The organism is Acidisoma sp. L85 (assembly GCF_009765865.1).
Classification (GTDB): Bacteria; Pseudomonadota; Alphaproteobacteria; order Acetobacterales; family Acetobacteraceae; genus Acidisoma.
This window is the reverse complement of record NZ_LMUQ01000005.1, coordinates 1-18092: the sequence shown is the minus strand read 5'-3', so window position 1 is coordinate 18092 and position 18092 is coordinate 1. Positions and strand designations below refer to the sequence as shown.

Annotated in this window: 14 protein-coding genes; 5 read left to right on the top strand and 9 right to left on the bottom strand. The window is 66.6% G+C overall.

All coding sequences use genetic code 11. The features are described from left to right. Nucleotides 1-3 precede the first annotated feature (3 nt). From GSQ83_RS00390 to GSQ83_RS00375, 4 genes are all read right to left on the bottom strand, one after another. The gene (locus GSQ83_RS00390) at nucleotides 4-1578 is read right to left on the bottom strand and encodes an ABC transporter substrate-binding protein (protein ID WP_158800745.1); all 1575 of its coding nucleotides are present in this window, start codon (nucleotides 1576-1578) and stop codon (nucleotides 4-6) included. Nucleotides 1579-1820: 242 nt separating this feature from the next. Then, nucleotides 1821-2426 (bottom strand): RdgB/HAM1 family non-canonical purine NTP pyrophosphatase, encoded by a 606-nt coding sequence (gene rdgB, locus GSQ83_RS00385; protein WP_158800743.1) that lies wholly within the window; start codon nucleotides 2424-2426, stop codon nucleotides 1821-1823. Beyond that, complete coding sequence (rph, locus tag GSQ83_RS00380) at nucleotides 2426-3157, bottom strand: ribonuclease PH (RefSeq protein WP_158800742.1); 732 nt, start codon at nucleotides 3155-3157, stop codon at nucleotides 2426-2428. Before rph ends, rdgB begins: the two co-directional genes overlap by 1 nt. Before the next feature lie 33 nt (nucleotides 3158-3190). Further along, nucleotides 3191-4459, bottom strand: coding sequence for a glycerate kinase (locus GSQ83_RS00375; protein WP_158800741.1), 1269 nt, complete (start codon nucleotides 4457-4459; stop codon nucleotides 3191-3193). Nucleotides 4460-4564: 105 nt separating this feature from the next. Between GSQ83_RS00375 and GSQ83_RS00370 the strand changes: the two genes are divergently transcribed. Continuing rightward, nucleotides 4565-5494 carry a 3-hydroxyacyl-CoA dehydrogenase gene (locus GSQ83_RS00370; RefSeq protein WP_158800740.1) on the top strand — a complete coding sequence of 310 codons (930 nt, stop codon included), beginning with the start codon at nucleotides 4565-4567 and terminating at the stop codon, nucleotides 5492-5494. A gap of 1392 nt (nucleotides 5495-6886) precedes the next feature. Here the strand turns inward: GSQ83_RS00370 and GSQ83_RS00365 are convergent. Continuing rightward, nucleotides 6887-7156 (bottom strand): hypothetical protein, encoded by a 270-nt coding sequence (locus GSQ83_RS00365; RefSeq protein WP_158800738.1) that lies wholly within the window; start codon nucleotides 7154-7156, stop codon nucleotides 6887-6889. Between GSQ83_RS00365 and GSQ83_RS00360 the strand changes: the two genes are divergently transcribed. Then, nucleotides 7137-8294: a Hint domain-containing protein gene (locus tag GSQ83_RS00360; protein ID WP_158800737.1), complete on the top strand. Its 1158-nt coding sequence runs from the start codon at nucleotides 7137-7139 to the stop codon at nucleotides 8292-8294. The genes GSQ83_RS00365 and GSQ83_RS00360 overlap by 20 nt on opposite strands. A gap of 91 nt (nucleotides 8295-8385) precedes the next feature. Here GSQ83_RS00360 and GSQ83_RS00355 read toward each other — a convergent pair whose 3' ends face one another. Continuing rightward, nucleotides 8386-8997 carry a TetR family transcriptional regulator C-terminal domain-containing protein gene (locus GSQ83_RS00355; protein WP_216849844.1) on the bottom strand — a complete coding sequence of 204 codons (612 nt, stop codon included), beginning with the start codon at nucleotides 8995-8997 and terminating at the stop codon, nucleotides 8386-8388. A 127-nt stretch (nucleotides 8998-9124) separates the two neighbouring features. On the opposite strand from GSQ83_RS00355, the gene GSQ83_RS00345 reads away from it, so the two are divergent. Further along, nucleotides 9125-10345 carry a pyridoxal phosphate-dependent aminotransferase gene (locus GSQ83_RS00345; RefSeq protein WP_158800735.1) on the top strand — a complete coding sequence of 407 codons (1221 nt, stop codon included), beginning with the start codon at nucleotides 9125-9127 and terminating at the stop codon, nucleotides 10343-10345. Next, complete coding sequence (locus GSQ83_RS00340; RefSeq protein ID WP_158800734.1) at nucleotides 10342-11961, top strand: 5-guanidino-2-oxopentanoate decarboxylase; 1620 nt, start codon at nucleotides 10342-10344, stop codon at nucleotides 11959-11961. Before GSQ83_RS00345 ends, GSQ83_RS00340 begins: the two co-directional genes overlap by 4 nt. Nucleotides 11962-11985: 24 nt before the next feature. Here the strand turns inward: GSQ83_RS00340 and GSQ83_RS00335 are convergent, their stop codons facing one another. After that, nucleotides 11986-12534, bottom strand: a complete 549-nt coding sequence (locus tag GSQ83_RS00335; RefSeq protein WP_158800733.1) for a TIGR00645 family protein — start codon at nucleotides 12532-12534, stop codon at nucleotides 11986-11988. A 217-nt stretch (nucleotides 12535-12751) separates the two neighbouring features. On the opposite strand from GSQ83_RS00335, the gene GSQ83_RS00330 reads away from it, so the two are divergent. Further along, entirely contained in the window at nucleotides 12752-14320 is a 1569-nt protein-coding gene (locus GSQ83_RS00330) for a DUF563 domain-containing protein (RefSeq protein WP_158800732.1), read from the top strand. Between the two features lie 155 nt (nucleotides 14321-14475). On the opposite strand, the gene GSQ83_RS00325 is transcribed toward GSQ83_RS00330, so the two are convergent. Beyond that, the gene (locus GSQ83_RS00325) at nucleotides 14476-17319 is read right to left on the bottom strand and encodes an ATP-dependent DNA helicase (protein ID WP_158800730.1); all 2844 of its coding nucleotides are present in this window, start codon (nucleotides 17317-17319) and stop codon (nucleotides 14476-14478) included. Between the two features lie 311 nt (nucleotides 17320-17630). After that, nucleotides 17631-17915, bottom strand: a complete 285-nt coding sequence (locus tag GSQ83_RS00320) for a hypothetical protein (protein ID WP_158800729.1) — start codon at nucleotides 17913-17915, stop codon at nucleotides 17631-17633. Between the last annotated feature and the right edge of the window lie 177 nt (nucleotides 17916-18092).

The window sequence follows — 18092 nt, the reverse complement described above, 5'->3', positions numbered from 1 at the left end:
CCGTCACACGAAATACATTTGCGCGAAGCCGTAATTGCCGAGCGGATTGCCGGTGCGCGAGGGCACCAGACCGCCGATCTTGCTGGAATAGCCATCGACCTGATCGCGGAAGCCCCAGATGATATAGCCGCCGGTGTCGTAGTCGATGGCTTGCGCGGCGTGGATGAGCTCCGTGCGCTTGGCGAAATCGACGGTGGTCAGTGCTTCGCTGACCAGCGCCTCGAATTTCGGATCCGACCAATGGGTTTCGTTGAAGCTCGCGGTGGGCGTCTGGCAGGAGGCGACCTGGCTCAGATAGTCGCGGGTGAACCAGAAATCCTGCGCGAAGGTCCATTTCAGATAGTCGTCGCCGTAGAAGACGCCGCTATCGACCTTGCGGACATTCACCGTCACGCCGGCACCCTGGGCCTGCTGGGCGAAAACCTGCGCGGCCTCGACAAGCCCGGCGGCGACGTCGCCGGTTACGAGTTCGACCGCGAGGTCGGCATGACCGGCCGCCTTGAGCAGCGATTTGGCCTGGTCGAGATCCTGATGGCGTTGCGGCAGGCTGTGGTTGAAGGAGGGGTCGAAGGGCGAGAACAAATCATTCGCGACCGAGCCCTGGCCCGACAGCGCCTGGGCGATCATCTGCGGCCGATCGACGATGAGGCGCATGGCCTGGCGCACGCGCACGTCGCTGAAGGGCGCCTGATCGACGCGCATGGTGAAAGGCAGCCAGCCGCCGGTTTTCGCGACCAGCGTCTTGAGCCCCGGCGTCATGCCCAGCGGCACGGTCTGCGCGAAGGGCACGTTGTCGATGACATGCACTTGGCCGCCCATCAGGGCATTGATGCGCGCCGTGTCGTCCGGGAAGTCGATGATGACCAGCTCGGCGACATAGGGCAGTCCGGTGCGCCAATAGCCTGAATAAGCGGGCATGTGTGTGCGGTCGCCCGGCGTGAAGCTGCCGAAGCGGAACGGCCCGGTGCCGACCGGGTTCTTCACGTCGTAGCCGATGGGAATGATGCTGTTGGTATATTGCGCGAGTTCGCGGTCGATGATGGCGTTGGCGCGCTTGAGCTTGATCGAGAAGGAGAGGTCGTCGATCTTCGTCAGGCCATTCGCGTCGATATCCGCGAGACCGGCAGCACCGCCGCCCGGCGTCTTCGGGTCTATGATGCGCTTGATCGAGAAGATGGCGTCATCGGCGGTGAGCGGCTTGCCGTTGTGGAAGGTGACGCCCTTGCGGAGCTTCACGGTCCAGAGGTCGGCCGTCTTGTTCGGGGTGATCTCAGTCGCGAGCAGCATCTGGAAGCTGTAGTCGGGCGCGATGGTCGCCAGCGTCTCATACATCGCGAAGTTGCGGGCGATGTCGGGGTAGGTCACGGCCTGATGCGCGTCGAGCGTGTCCTTGGCGCCGCCGCCGGCGCAGCCGACGAGCAGGGTGCCGCCCTTTTTCGGCGTGGCGGCCCGGGCGCCGGACGGAAGGATGAGGCCGCTGGCGCTTAGGGCGCCGCCGGCGAGGGCCAGCCGGAGAAGGTCACGGCGCGGAAGGTTGCCGAGGTTGTCTCGTTTCGAGGCGCCACGAAGATCCCGCATATCCGTTCTCATCCTCATTTTTTCGCAACCCTGACCAGCGGGACCTTAGGGGCTCGGGTAAACCACTCGCGATACGAAAAGCGAAGCTTTACGTGCTGAATGCGTAAGTCGAGCCAAGCATCGACTCCGGAGCCAAAGCCGCAGCGTGGAGGTTAAGGCCTGGATGCTCGGCCCCTGGGCGAGATACGCATCGCTGATCATGACGTTATTGCCCGCCGGATCGGCCGAAAACTTTCCGATTCTCAAACCCGCCCCAAACATCCCCGCACCAAAGCCGCGAAGGCCCGCGCGCGATGGCTGGTCGCATGCTTGCGGGCCGGGTCCATCTCCCCATAGGTCTGGTGCTCGCCTTCGGGCAGGAACATCGGGTCGTAGCCGAACCCCCGCTTGCCGCGGGGCGGCCAGACCATCACGCCGTCCGCCCGGCCCTCGAAGATCTCGTAATGCCCATCCGGCCAGGCGAGGCACAGCGCCGAGATGAACCAGGCGCCGCGATCCTCCGCCCCCTCAGCCTCGGCATTCACACGCTCCATGGCGACGCGGAAATCCTTCCCAGGTCCCGCCCAGCGCGCCGAATAGATGCCCGGCGCGCCGCCCAGCGCCGCCGCGCAGAAGCCGGAGTCGTCGGAGAGCGACGGCAGCCCGCTCGCCACGGCCGCCGCTTGGGCCTTCAGCCGCGCATTGCCGGCGAAGCTGGTCTCGGTCTCCTCCGGCTCCGGCAGGCCAAGCTCGCCTGCGGAGACCACATGGATGTCCCAAGGCGCCAGCAGCTCGCGGATCTCGACGAGCTTGCCGGGATTGTGGCTGGCCAGAACCAGCCGCGCGCCAGGGTCGAGCGGGCGGGCCATCAGGCCACGGGCTCCGCCGCCTCGATCGCCGCCGTCTGCGCCGCGAACAGCGCGCGCGTGCCGGTGCGGGCGAGGCTCATCAGCGCCAGACAGTCCATATCGGTGAAGGGCGTCTTTTCCGCGGTCGCCTGGATCTCGACGATGCCGCCCGCCGCCGTCAGCACGAAGTTGCTGTCTGCATCGGCATCCGAATCCTCGAGGTAATCCAAATCCAGCACCGCCTCGCCAGCCACCAGCCCGCAGGACACCGCCGCCACCTGCCCGGTCAGCGGCGCCGCCGCGATGACCCGCTTGGCTACCAGGTGCCGGAAGGCCAGCGCCAGCGCGACATAGGCGCCGGTGATGGCGGCGCAGCGCGTTCCGCCATCGGCATTGAGCACGTCGCAGTCGAGCGTGATCGACATCTCGCCCATCGCCTTGCGGTCCACCACCGCCCGCAGCGAACGCCCGATAAGTCGCTGGATTTCCTGCGTGCGGCCGGATTGCTTGCCGCGCGCCGCCTCCCGGTCACCCCGCGTATGGGTGGCGCGGGGCAGCATGCCGTATTCAGCCGTCACCCAGCCCTCGCCGCGCCCGCGCAGGAAGGGTGGCACCCGGCTCTCGACGCTGGCGACACAGAGCACCTCGGTAAAGCCCATGCGAATGAGGGCCGAGCCTTCAGCATGGCGCGCGAAGCCGGTGGTGATGGAGACGGGGCGCAGCGCGTCTGCGGCGCGGCCGGAATGTCGCATGGAGAGTGTCCTTTGTGGAGAAACCGGGCCGCCTCAGGCGATCAAGACGGCGCGGATATCGTTGACATTGGTGAGCGTCGGCCCCGTCACGACGAGGTCGGCGAGCGCGGAGAACAAGGTGTAGCTGTCATGGCCCGCGAGCACCGCATGCGGATCGATCCCGGCGGCCCGAGCGCGCGCCAACGTCTCCGGCGTCACAATCGCGCCTGCCGCCGTCTCAACCCCATCGATGCCATCGGTATCGCCAGCCAGTGCCCAGATCCCCGGCGCGCCATTCAGAGCGAGCGCCAGACCGAGCAGGCATTCGGTATTGCGTCCGCCGCGCCCGGCGGTCTTGGCGCCGATCGTCACTGAGGTCTCGCCGCCCGACAGCAGCACAGCGGGGCGCCGGACCGGCGCGCCATGCCGCGCGACGCTCAGCGCGATACCCGCCAGCACGATGCCCAGCTCGCGGCTTTCGCCTTCCAGCGCATCGCCGAGGATCAGCGGCGAGAGCCCCTGCGCCTCGGCGGCCTTGGCGGCGGCCCGCAGCGCCATCATCGGCGTCGCCACCATCCGCACCTCGACGGGGAAATCGCCGGGCTTGGGCGTCTCCTCCCGCCGCGCGAGGTAATCGAGCACAGCGGCCGGCAGCGGCATCGCAATACGCGCCAGGATCGCCGCAACCTGGGCCGCCGTCGTATCGTCGGGCAGGGTGGGACCGCTCGCGATGATGGCGGGATCGTCACCCGGCACATCGCTGATGGCGAGGGTCAGCACCCGCGCCGGCTGCGCGGCGGCGGCGAGGCGGCCGCCCTTGATGCCCGACAGATGCTTGCGCACCGCATTCATCGCCCCGATCGGCGCCCCGCTCGCCAGCAACGCGCGGTTGACCGCCTGCTTGTCGGCGAGCGTCAGCCCCTCGGCCGGCAAGGCCATCAGCGCCGAACCGCCACCGGAGATGAGGGCGATGACCAGATCCTCGGGCCCAAGCCCGCGCACGCAATCCAGCATGCGCCGCGCCGCGATCTCGCTATTCGCATCGGGCACCGGATGCGAGGATTCCATGACCTCGATCCGCGTCGTCGGCACAGCATGGCCGTAGCGCGTCACGACGAGGCCGGAGAGCGCCACGTCGGGCCAGGCCGCCTCCAGCGCCGCCGCCATCAGGGCCGAGGCCTTGCCCGCGCCGACCACCACGCAGCGACCGCGCGGCGGCGGCGGAAGATGGGCGGCCAGGGTCAGCCGGGGATCGGCGGCGGCCACCGCCGCGTCGAAGATCGCCCTCAGCGCCGCGCGGGCCTGCGTGTCGTTCCATGCCATAGCCGGGGCATCGCCTGTTCCTCGGCGCTTGACAAGCGGCGCCTCGCGGGACTGGCTCTGGCCGAGGATCAGCAAGGCCGGCGGACGGCGAGGGAACGAGACAAAATGAAAATCGCGGTCATCGGCACGGGCCTCATCGGCCGCTCCTGGAGCATGGTCTTCGCCCGCGCGGGTCTCGACGTCTCGATCTGGGATGCGCATCCGCCCGCCGCCGATGCCGCCCTCGACTTCATCGGCCACCGCCTGCCGGAGCTCGCCGAGCTGGGCCTGCTTCATGGCCGCACGCCCGAGGCCGTGCTGGCCGCCATAAAGCCCGCCGCCAGCCTGGCCGACTGCCTCGCCGGCGCCGCCCATGTGCAGGAGAACGGGCCGGAGCGCGTTGCCGACAAGACCACGCTCTTCGCCGAGCTGGATCGCCTGGCCGCGCCCGATACGGTGCTCGCCAGCTCCACCACCGCGATCCGCGCGAGCGCCTTCACCGAGGCGCTCCCCGGCCGTGGCCGCTGCCTGGTCGCCCATCCGGTCAACCCGCCCTATCTCATTCCGCTGGTGGAGCTCAGCCCGGCGCCCTGGACGACACCCGATACGGTGGCGCGGACTAAGACGCTGATGGAGCAGGCGGGCATGGTGCCGGCGGTGCTGAAGCGCGAGATCGACGGCTTCATCCTCAACCGCCTCCAGGCGGCGCTGATCGCCGAGGGCATGTCCCTGGTCGAGACCGGCATCGCCGACCCCTCGGATATCGACAACACGGTGAAGCACGGCCTCGGCCTCCGCTGGTCCTTCATGGGTCCGTTCGAGACCATCGACCTCAACGCCCCCGGCGGTCTGCGCGACTATGTTGACCGCTACGGCCCCGGCTTCAGCGACATGATGGCGCATTCGACAGTGCCAAGCTGGTCCGGCGCCTCGATCGAACGCCTGCACGCGGACCGCCGCGAGGCCGTGCCGGAGGCCGAGCATAAGGCCCGCCAGGAATGGCGCGACCGGCGGCTCATGGCGCTGATGGCGCATAAGGTCACGCAGCCGGATTGAGGCGGGGCGCCCTTCGGCGAGAGAATGCGCCGCTTGTAGGATTTTCGGGCCTACGCTGGTCGAGCGCGCAACTCTTTCTCCCCCTCCTTGCAAAGAAGGGTTTTGGCGTGGGTTCGTGCAAGCGCCGAAGGCTGACTTATCGGCGCATACTGAACCCGTTCTGACCCTCCCTTGTAGGAAGGGGATTGAGCTGCGCGGCCGGGCTACGCGCAGCAAGCCAGTGCCGGCTCGGTCTCAAGCGATCCCTAAACCTTGGCTGCGCCAGCTGTGATCTTTTGAAAATCTCAACAGGATGGGGGTGGGAAACTCCTCTTCCTCCGTGTTTTGCCTTGCACGCTCAGCTTGATCCGAGTTCAGGATGCGCTGCAACGTGGCGGCACTGGGTGCCCAGACAGCAATAGTCCAACAACCAACTTTAAGCGCCCGAGGAAATTCGCTATTTCCGCACACAGGTAATGCCGGCGCGGATCATTGCAATTGAGCACTCGGTCAGCTCAGGTAACGGCGCTTCCCCAGGCCAACTCGCCTGGAACCGGCAGGCTGCTGGCAGTATCAGATGCAGGGCGAGCCAACGTTAAGCGGTCGAAGCATTTAGCTGTTGTCGCGCACAGATAAATGCCGATGCGCATCGCTGCAACTTAATATCAAACCAGATTGGCTGACGGCATTTCCACATGGCCGACCACCCGGTCTTTACGATTTTGATCCGATTTTCGGTGCGTATCCGATCCAGACGTGCAGGGTTTGAGAGAACATGGAATCGGTAGTCGACCTTTATGGCAAACGGAAACATCGAAGACCCTGGCGCCCAATCGGCATCGACTTAGGTCATTGCCTTTCGGAACCAGCATAGACAGTCCGCAGATCGGCTGTCCTGCCGGTTTCCGCACACGCTTCTCCCGACAGAATCACTAGTCTCGCACAAGGAATTGCGAAATGCCCTATACTTACCCCACCGCACCGTTTGCCATATCCACGTCTCAGATCGCGAGCGTCACGACGAATCAAATCTTGAACGCTGGGGAGGAGGACGCAAGTCAGGAACTGCTAGTAGCAACAACGCCAGCGTCATCGCAATGGGCTAGTTTCCCGGACGCTCCCGCATCAAATACCGTCCTTATTCAGGGGACCGTTTCTGCTGGTGCGTCAATTACGATCAGCTACACGGACTTGTCAGGCCAAGAAGTGAATCTGACAGGTACCATACTCGAAACGAGTCCAAATTCTTACCTGGTATCCCTTAATGGGATGGCGGGCGGGCCATTTATACAAATAAGCAACGCGGCGACCGACGCCGCAACTTCCGTCACATACGGGCCGCAGGGTCCGAACGTCGACGGTTACCTGGTGGACGTAACCCCTTTTAATGGCGACTCGGCCTCGGCTCCGCTCTCACCCGCGCTCCAGTCCGGGGCAGTTGTGGCGATAGGCCCAGACAACCTGCTGCCTGACGGAACGCCGGTTTCTGGCGGAACGGTCCTGGCGGGCGCGACGTTGATTGTCGATGCGGGCGCGGTCGCCTCCGCGATACAGAATTACGGCACGATCATTGTCGAAGCCGGCCGATCTGACATCCAGCGTAAACAACGGTGCGATCGTCTTCAGCGGCAGTGGTCCCGAGCAGTTGACGATCGATGGAAACTTGGCGCCGGCCGCTGCCATTTCGGGTTTCACCGATCCGGCCGTGGGCGGGAAGACCATCGACATCACGGGGATCGGCTCGGCCGTAACGAGCAGCAGCATCACCTTCAGTTCGGGCGCCGAGACACTTACCGTGTCTGGCACGCTCGGGACGGTCACGGTGAAGTTGGCGGCCGGTAGTACTCCGGGTCAGCTGGCGCTCACGACCGACGGCCGTGGCGGCATCCTGGTGATCTGCTTCGCCGAAGGCACCCGGATCGCCACGACGAATGGCGACGTCGCTGTCGAGGCACTGCGTGAAGGCGACTGGGTGTTGACAGCCTTGGGAGACGTGGCGCGGGTGAGGTGGATCGGCCATCGCCGCTTCAGCCTTGCATCCCGGCCGGATGTGGCGCCGATCCGCCTCAGCGAGGGGTCGCTCGGAGAAGGTGTGCCCTCGCGCGATCTTCTTGTCAGCCCGGAACATGCCATGGGCCTGGGCGGCAAGCTGGTTCCGGCGCGGTTGCTGGTCAATGGCAGCAGCATCACCCGCGACACCAGCATGGCGGGGATTACCTACTACCATGTCGAACTGCCGCGTCATGACCTGCTGCTGGCGGAAGGGGCGGCAGCGGAAAGCTGGCTCGATACGGGCAACCGGGGGATGTTCGCGAACGCTCCAGGCTCGGTCGATCTGTATGCCGACCTGGAGCCCGATCTCACCTCCGAGGCGTGGCAGACCCAGGCTTGTGCGCCCTTGGTGGAAGGCGGTCTCGACCTCGCGGTCATCCGGGCGCGGCTGGAGGGCCGAGCGATCATCCTCGGTTATGGCGGGGGTGCCGCTCAGACCTTGTGGCTCGAAACCCAAGGTAAGCACTCGATCGCGCTGCCGGCGGGTGGTGGCCTTCTCCGCTTGGCTTCGGTCGCCGCCAGGGCGCCTGGCGACGAGCGGCGATTGGGGGCGGCGATCGCCGAGGTAACAGTCGATGAGGTGGCGCTCGATCTCGAGGATCATCGCCTGGCCCTCGGTGTCCATGCGATCGAGCGGCTGGGTGAAGCCACCTGGCGCTGGACAGATGGGCAGGCGCTGCTCGACTTCGGGCCAAGCGAGGTTGAGCGTGTGGTGACGGTCACGGTGACGGTCATTGCGGCCGAGCAGGATTGGGCCGTCGCGGCATGAAGGTTGGGGAGGAGCCGCGACGCTCCTCCCTTGTCTGAACGGCTGAAGGAAGAACGGGGCGCCCAGCCGATCGGGCGCCGTTTTTCGTTGGTTACCGAAGATGCGCCTCCACCCAATCCTCACAGATCGCGACGCCTTCCTGCGCGGTGAGGCCTTGGGGGTTGAGACACCAGGCGAGCCATAGCCCGTCGAGCAAGGCCGATAGCCCGGCGGCGGCGAGCCGGAGGTCCGGGGTCCGCGCCGGCTGGCGATCTCGTATGAGGTCGGCGAGCAAGTCTCCGAGCGACCGGCGATATTCCTCGTTCGTGCGGGTGTGGACTGTCTTCATCGCTTCGGAGTGGCGGATCATGCTCCAGAAAACGAGCCAAGCACTGAGGTAATCCGGATCCAGCACGGCGGCGGAGAAGGAGACTGTGAAGAAGGCCGTGAGGCGCTGGCGCGGATCGCCGCCGGCCTCCGCGACGCCAGCCAGGATGTCCCGCAGCACACGGGTCGCCAAGTGGTCATAGGCCTCGGCGACGAGATCCTCGAGATGGGCGTAGTGATGATTGATGAGGCCGGTGGAGACGCCGGCGGCGGCGGCGATGCGTCGGATGGAGGCGCCGGCCGCCCCTTGCTCGGCGAGGCATCGCAGGGTGGACGTCACCAGATGTTCGCGCCGCAGCGCCGGCTTTACGCGCCGGTATTTCCGTTCGGGCTCCACAATGTCGTTTGCCAGTTGCCGCTCCGAGGAAAGCCTTCAATTGCTTCTAACAGCACCGGCATGGGAAGCGCGATGCCCCTTGCTGAACGATTGATCAAGAAGGCCCGGATCGTCTACCACAGCGGCCATGGACACAAACCTCGCCGCCGCCACCCGGTCTCGTTTCTCCTCGATGGTTGACCGCGTCGGCGGTCCCGGCGCCGCGGCCTGGGAAATCCACTATGCGGCTGTGCAAGCGCGCCGACGAAACGAGAATGTAATTCTGCTGAGCGTTGGCGATCCGGATTTCGAGACGCCTCCGACGATCGTCGAGGCCGCTGTGGATGCGCTACGGAATGGCGACACGCATTATGCCGATGTCCAGGGCCGGCCCGGCCTGCGGCAGGCGGTGGCCGACCGTCACGAGCGGGCGACCGGGTGCCAGACCTCGGCGGAAAACGTCGTCATCCTGGCCGGGGCGCAGAACGCCTTGTTCGTCACCACCCTTTGCCTCTGCGATGCCGGGGACGAGGTGCTGGTGCCGCAGCCGATGTATGTGACCTATGAGGCGGTGATCCGGGCTTCGGGCGCGGTGCCCGTGCCCGTGCCTGCGGCGCCGGGTGGATTCAGGCTCGATCCGGCGGCGCTGGCCGCCCGTGTCACGCCGCGCAGCCGCGCCATTCTCATCGCCAACCCATCCAACCCGACCGGCACCGTGATGACGGCGGAGGAGTTGGCGGCGCTGGCGGCAGTGGCGCGCGCGCATGACCTCTGGGTCATCGCCGACGAGGTTTACGGCGCGCTGACCTTCGACCGGCCGCACCTTCCTGTCGCCGCATTGCCTGGGATGGCGGAAAGAACCATCACCATCACCAGCCTTTCCAAATCCCATGCCATGACAGGCTGGCGGATCGGCTGGGCCGTCGGGCCGCAAGAATTCGTGACGCATGCGGTCAATCTGTCGCTCTGCACGCTTTACGGGCTGCCGGGCTTCGTGCAGGCGGCGGCCGAGCATGCGCTGTCCCTGGGGGACGCGCCGGTCGCCGAGATGCGAGAAGTCTACAGGGCGCGGCGTGATTTCGTCGCGCGGCGCCTCGCCCATTATCCCGAGCTGCGATGCACGGTGCCCGAGGCCGGCATGTTCATGATGGTGGATGTGAGCGCCACCGGATTGAGCGCCAATGAATTCGCCTGGGCCCTGTTCCGCGCCACCGGTGTTTCCGTGCTGGACGGCGCGGCTTTCGGGATCGAAACGGCCAAATACCTGCGCCTCTCCTTCACCGTTTGCGAGGAGATCCTCGATGATGCGTGCAGCCGCATCGGCGGTTTCCTCGCCACACTCACCCCAGCCATAGCGGGTGCGGCATGAGTGAGGCGGCGGGCCGCACTGTCGGCGAAGCGCTGATCGATCTGCTGCGGGCGCGCGGCGTCGATACCGTCTTCGGCATTCCGGGCGTGCATACGGTGGAGCTGTATCGCGGCCTCGCCTCCAGCACGATCCGCCACATCAGCGCGCGGCACGAGGCGGCGCTCGGCTTCATGGCGGATGGCTATGCGCGCGCCACCGGCCGGCCAGGCGTCTGCTTCGTCATCACCGGGCCGGGCGTCACGAACATCGCGACGCCGATGGCGCAGGCCTATGGCGATTCGATTCCCATGCTGGTGATTTCGAGCGTCAATCCGGCCGGGCGCGATGGTTCTGGAGACGGCTGGCTGCATGAATTGCCGGACCAGCAAGGCGTCGCGCAGCGCGTCGCGGCCTTTTCGCATACGGTGCGGACGGCGGCGGAACTGCCGCAGGTACTCGACCGTGCCTTCGCGGTCTTCGATGGTGCGCGGCCACGACCGGTCCATATCGCTTTGCCGACGACGCTGCTTTCGGCGCCGGCTGGCGACCTGGTGCGAAATCGTGCGCCAGCGACGGTCGCGCTGCCTTTGCCCGATGCCGCGACGCTCGATGCCGCGCGGAACGAGCTTGCCTATGCCCGGCGGCCGCTGCTGCTCGCCGGTGGGGGCGCCCAGCGCGCTGGCCGGGAGATTTTGGCGCTGGCCGAGCGGCTCGACGCGCCGGTGGTACTCACCATCAATGCACGCGGGCTGCTGCCGCATGACCATCCGCTCAACGTGCCGCTGAGCGCCTCGCTTGCCGGTGTGCGCGCTTTGATCGGTGAGGCCGATGTGGTGCTGGCGGTCGGCACGGAACTTGGCCCGACCGATTACGACATGTGGGACGAGGGTGGCTTCGGAATTCCGGGCCGTCTCATTCGCGTCGATATCGACCCTGAACAGGCCATGCGCGGGGTGTCTCCGGACATCACATTGATTGGCGACGCCGGCGGCACGCTCGCGCGGCTGCTCGATGGTTTGGGGCAGGTGAGCGCGGATGGCGCGGCGCGGGCGACGGCCGCGCGGCATGCGGCGCTTGTGGGTATCGAGGCGATCGATCGCTTCGACCTCGACTGCCTCGAAACGGTGCGCGCGGTACTGCCGGATGCGATCGTGGTCGGTGATTCCACACGGCAGGTCTATGCCGGCAATCTCTATTTCGGCGGCTCCGCGCCGCGTGGCTGGTTCAATGCCGCGACGGGGTATGGCGCGCTGGGCTACGGCCTGCCGGCCGCCGTGGGCGCCGCGATCGCAGCACCAGAGCGGCCAGTGGTCTGCCTCTGCGGTGATGGCGGATTGCAATTCTCGCTGGCCGAGCTTGGCACCGCCAAGGAGTCCGGGGCGCGGGTGATCCTGCTGCTGCTGAACAATGGCGGGTACGGTGAGATCAAGGCGGCGATGCGCCGCTCGGGCGTGGCGCCGGTGGGCGTCGATCTGTTCACGCCGGACTTCCAGCAGCTCGTGCGCGCCTACGGCTGGAACGCGACACGCCTCGGTGCGGGTGATTCGCTGGAGGCGGCGTTGCGGTCAGCCGCCGGGCGCGAGGGGCCGAGCCTCATCGAGTTCGGTCTGGATGGCTGCGTGACGGGCGCTAGGTGAAGGGGTGATGCGACAGGCGTCGTTTCAAGGTTGATGCTTGTCGCGTGACGGCGGCGGTTTCGTGCCTGTCGAGATGAGGTTCGCCGTGCCCATCGACAGCCAGTCCATGACCGCCAGCAGCACGCAAGAGGTGACGAAGGTGGCGTGGATGATGACCGCCCAGAGCATCGTCCGCTCGCTCTCTTGATCGATATCGAGGAAGATCTCGAGGAGCTGAATCGCGGTGATGGCGACGATCGAGCCGATGAGCTTGAGCTTGATGTCGCTGAAATCAACATGCTCCATCCAGCTCGGACGCTCTTGTGTATTGGGCCCATAGAGCCGGGCCACGTAGTTCTCATAGCCCGAGAAGATCACCATGATGAGGAGATTCCCGACGAGGGAAAGCTCCACCAGAGAGAGGATTCCGACGATGACCTCGTTGGTGCTCTGCGTCGGCGCGTGCGCGAAGAGATCGTAGAGCTTGCGGAAAAACCGAACCAGCAGCAGCAGGAAGCTGGCGATCAGCCCGATATAGAGCGGCGCCATGAGCCAGCGGCTGGCGAGGATGAAGCGGGCGGGAAAGTGTTTCATCGGGGTCCGGTGCGATGGCCAAACGGTGTTCCTGAACGAGGTGGCGCGCAGGCCTTCACGTGATAGTCACGAATTCAGCGTAACTGCGCTCCGCGGACCACGTTGGAGCAATCATGAGCGAGGACAGCCCCTTAGACAAGCTCATAGGCCTCGGCCGCGTGAAGGATTGGGCGGTTCCGGGGCAGCCAGACGGCGCGTTGGTGGATGTCATGCGGCGATGAACCCCTCGACGGAAGCCGAGGCCGCCACCCGCGTGCTGGTCGAGGAAATTCTGGCCGCCGAGGCGCAGGAAGAGAGGCTGCTGTCGCATATGTCGCGGCTCGCGGCGGATAAGCGGGACGACGCGGTGTGCTGGCTCTTCGAGAGTCTGTTCTGGCGCCTGCGCATTACGAATTACTGGATTCTCTTCCGCGCCGCCGAGGCTTACGAGATCCGCGGCAAGCCCGAACTGGCCTTTCTGCTCTTCGGCTTTGCACAAGCGCTGCATCCCGAGTCTTCAGGATCGCCGGCGGCGTCCCGTGCGCTGTTCATGTCCTTCGCGCAGCGGGGCCGCCCGAACGACATGCTCGATGTTTTCGAGACGCATGCCGCTCACTCCCCGCAAAAGCCGATCGCCGCACTGTATGAGATCCGGCCGTTGCTCAATATGACCGGCCGGTCGGCGGAGCCCTATCTCGGGCCGCCGGGCAATCCGCGTGTGGATGCGGCCAGAACCGATCGCATGGTTTTCCCCGCAAGCACCCGCGCGGCTTGCACGATCGAGATTCTCGGCGGGCCGCCGATACCGGCGCTGCTTCGCCTCGCCGTGAATGCCTCGCGGCCGGCGGTCACGGTCGCCTGTTTGCAGGATGCCGAGGTTTTGACCGATGGCGATGTCTTCATGGTCCGGGACTCCGCCGGTCGGCCGCACTGGGATGTTTCGATCTGCGACTTCCCCGCGTTGTTCGAGCGCCACCTCGCCAGACTGAGCGAGGTTGAGCACGCCGCCTGCGAGGAAGCCGTCATCATCGGCGATCGTTTCTCCCACCCGCCGAACCTGTCGCATTTCATGCTCGACCAGGTGACACGCCTCGCTTGCTATGCGCAGGCCGGGCTGCGGCTCGATGAGGTCACCGTCATCGGTCCCGAGCCAGTCGTGGAGTTTCAGCGCGCCATTCTGGAGCGTTGCGGTGTGCGTCATGTTTTCGGCACGGGCCGGCCTGCGCGACTGCGCGTCGGCCGCTTGTGGGTCGCGAGCACTTGCCGAGAATTGCAGCATCCCGCGCATCTCGGCGCTGGCTGGGCGATCGATTATCTGCGCCGAACTCTGGCGCCGGAAATAACGGCGACTCCAAGTCTGCGGCTTTATATTTCGCGTGGTGATGCGACCTCGCGCCGGGTGACCAATGAGGCCGAGCTTTGCCGGTTGCTGACGGCCCATGGCTTCACGATTTTGCTCGCGAGTCAGATCAGCTTTGCCGAACAAGCTGCCGCCTTCGCCGCGGCCAGCCATGTCATCGGCGCGCATGGTGCTGGGCTTACCAATATCGTGCTGTGCCAGCCGGGCACGCATGTTCTGGAGTTCTTTCATCCGCTGTACGGCACGGATGCCTATGCGTCGCTCGCACCGGAAGGCGGTTTCCGCTACGCCGCTTTGACTGGCAAAGATGGCGCCTCGGACGACCCGGTCTTCAACGATCCTCGGCTGCAGGATCCCCGGCGCAACCTCTTTGGCCTGCGCGACATTACGATCGATGTGGGTTTGGTGGAGGCGTGGCTGGAGAGGACGTTCGCGGCGGCTGGTTAGGGCGGGATGATCTATTTGAATCACGCCCCAGAGCTCCGTCATGGCACGCGGAGGCGTGCCATCCACGCCTTGCCTTCGTCGTGCAAGGAAGGCGTGGATGCTCGGCCTTCGCCGAGCATGACGAGGTGGAATGAGCACGGCTCAAACCAACGACATCACGCCGACAGGAATCCCCGCGTTTCCGCCGCCGCTTCCGCGAGGCCCACGCGTTGCACTGTCACGCCTGGCGGAAAGGCGGCCAGCAATCGGGTCGGCGTACGGCGGTCCAGTAAGACGAACACGCCATGGTCGTCGGCGCGGCGGATGAGACGGCCGAAGGCTTGGCGGAGGCGGAGGCGCGCGACGCGGTCGTCATAGCTTTTGGGCTTGGCGCCCGAGAGATGGATGCGGCGTTCGCGATGCAGGATATCGGGGCGCGGCCAGGGCACGCGCTCGAATACCACGAGGCGCAGCGCGCGGCCCGGCACGTCCACGCCGTCACGCATCGCATCGGTGCCGAGCAGGCAGCTATCCTCCTCGGCGCGGAAGATATCGACGAGCGTCGCATTGTTCATCGCATCGACGTGCTGCGCATAGAGCGGCAGGCCCGCCTGTTCCAGCGCCGGGGCGATGCGGCGGTAGGTGGCGCGGAGCCGTCCGATGGCGGTGAACAAGCCCAAGGCGCCGCCGCCCGAGGCCAGGAACAGGGTGCGGTAAGCGGCCGCCAGCGCCGCCGGGTCGCCGACATCGACATCCGTCACCACGAAAGCCTTGGTTCGCGCGGCATAGTCGAAGGGGCTGGAAAGCGCGGCGCGGATCGCCGGGAGCGGCAGATGTCCGGCACCGACCCGCGCCTCGGCGGCGGTCCAGGCGAGTTCGGGATCCGCCTCCCCGCCGTCGCGCAAAGTGGCCGAGGTCACCAGCAGACCGTGGGCCGGGGCGGCGAGAGTGGTGGCGAAAGGGATGGTAGGGTCGAGCCAATGCCGCAGCAGTGCGGCGTCCCGGTCGCCAGCCTCGCCGCGATCGAGGCGGAGGAATTGGACATGGGTCGGCCGCGTGCCGGGGGCTGCCGGGGGCTCGGCCAATTCCTTGAGCATGATCTGCCAAGCGGTCAGCGGATCGATGGCACGGCGGGAAATGGTGCGGCCGAGACCCTCGATGCGCGCCCGGCTTGCGCTGTCGAGCTTGTCGGCATCCTCGTCGAGCCGCGCGAGCAGGCGATGCATGAGGGTGCCGAGCGGTTCGGCGATACGGGCCAGCGCCCGGCCGAAGCGATCCGCCGCCGCGATGACATCAGGCTCGACGGGGTGCAGATCGCTTTCGGAGGAGAAGCCGGTGCGGGCGTCGTCCTCACTCGCGGCGCCGGGGAGGCGGGCGAGGATCTGGCGGCGGAGGGCACGTAGAAACGCCTCGGCGGGATTGGCGCGGCCGGCTTCCAGGCCGGTCAGTTCGGGCCCATCCGTCTCCAGCCGGCTCGGCCAGGCGGGGGCCGGTAAGGCGCGCGCGGCGGTGAGTGCGGCTTCGAGCGGTGTCAGCAATTCCGGACGGTCGGCCACGAGATCGCCGATGCGGACCGCGAGGCCACGGCCCCGCGCGCGGCTGCCTTCCGTGCCGAGCAGCCAGCGCCGCAGCTCGGCGGTCATCCGTCCCGAGAGTTCGGCCGAGAAGGCGGCGTCGGCGGCATCGAAGAGATGGTGGCCTTCGTCGAAGACGTAGCGTGTGGGGACGGTGGCGTCGTCGAGACCGCCCCAGGCGGCCTGGGTCAGGACCAGCGCGTGATTGGCGACGACTAGGTCGGCTTCGCGGGCGCGGCGGATGCCGTGTTCGACGAAGCAGCGTTTCCAATGGGTGCAGGCGGCGTAGATGCATTCGCCGCGACGGTCGGCGAGGGCCGCGACGGTGGGCGTGCCGAAGATCTCGATGAACCAGCCGGGCAGGTCGCCGCCCAGGATGTCGCCATCCGAGGTCAGGGCCGCCCAGCGCGCGATGAGGCCCAGGGGGATGATGGCGCCCGGGTTGAAGGCGCCGCCGGTCGCATTGGTGACGGCATCCTCAAAGTTCAGCAGGCAAAGGTAGTTCTCCCGCCCCTTGCGCAGGACGACGCGGCGGCGGCGCTCAGCGGGGTCGGGGAAGAGGCGGGCGAGTTCGGTTTCGACCTGGCGTTGCAGATGGCGGGTGAAGGTGCTGATCCAGACCGGCGCGCCATTGCGCTCCGCCCAGAGGCTGGCGGGGGCGACATAGCCGAGGGTCTTGCCGGTGCCTGTTCCGGCCTCGGCGAGCACGAGATGCGGCGCGCCCTCGGTCTCGCGCGGGGCGAAGGCGGCGCTGGCGGCGGAGGCAAAATCCGCCTGGCCCTGGCGCTGCTCCGCCTCCGGTCCGACGAGCTGCGCGAGGCGGGTGCGGGCTTCGTGCGGGGCGACGGCATGGGCGGAAGGCGGCGGCGGGGCGGCTTGCTCCTCCCATTCGGGGAGACGGCGCCAGACCTTCAGGGCCGCAACTTCTGAGCCGCTCGCGCCATGGCCGGCGAGGGCCAGCGTTTCGACGATGAGCGGACCCCAGCCCCAGCCGGCGCGGGCCATGCGGCCGGCGAGGGCGCCGGCATCGGCGTTGCGGGGCAGATGCGCCTCGGTCTGAAGGCGGCGCAGCAGAGCGGCGGCGATTTCAGGGAGAGCGGCGGCGGCGGCTTCGAGCCCGGCGCGGGGCGGTTCCAGGCCGAGCGCCGAAGCCAGGCCGCGCGGCGTCGGCACGGCGGGTTCGGCGGGCGCCACGAAGGCGAAAAGCTCGAGCAGGTCATAGGCCGCGACGGGCGCCAGGCCGAGACGCCGCCAGGTGGAGGGCGCGTGGACGACGAGCGGCGGACCCTCGGCCCGCAGCCGGTCGGCCACCGCCTCGGCGCGGAGGGTGAGCACCTCGCCTTCCGCCGTCGCCAGCGCGGCGCGGCCGGCGCCGGAGACCAGGGCGGTCCAGTCGGGGAGTGCCGCGGAAATATCCGGCGGCGGGTTCACGTGTGGGAGGGGCATCTCAAGGTGAGATGGTCATACTCCTTGGAGACACCAAACTGCTACCGGTGACCCGGCGGCGGTTTGGAGAAATCGACGGGGCCGTAGGTTGGGAGGCCGCGCCAGATTTGTGCAGGGCGAGGTTTATTCAATTTCCTTGGCTGGCCCCAACAGAACGATTCGCCGAAGCTTGGCTCCCCTCGCTGAGATAGACCTATCGCCGCGCGTCGGAGAGCGGAGATCGCATTCCTAGATTCACGCACCGCCCAATCTGGCATTGGAGCATTTACGAGTTCAAGGTGATCCCACGCTTGCGCATCCAATTTATTGGGTCAGGTTGCGGGCGGACCATTGTTGGTCAGCAGCTTCCGAGCGTTAAAGATTGCCCGAATATGACCAGTGTTCAAGTCGCCCAGCTGTGTGGGATTCGGCATTTTCGCGCCGTTGATCTGGACGTAGCTCCCGAGCGGATCCGCGTGACCCGCAACGTAGACCGGCCCGGCCATGATTTGGGGCGTAATGACGGGTCCGATCGGTTGAAACGTCAGCGGCGAGTCTGAGGTTTTTGTATACAGCTCGATGCCAGTGTTATTGGTGACGCCATTGGCAGCAGACATGCGCTTCTCTCCAGGGCCAGTAGGCAAAGCGAAACTCACGTCTCGCGCTTCACCTGATCGGTGGGCAACTCTGCCCAACGGGCTAGGGTCAGGACTCATTCTTTGAGATAGAAGGTGACACTGGCTGCGATGCAGATGGCGGAGAAGAAGGTGTGTGCGCAGCGGTCGTAGCGGGTG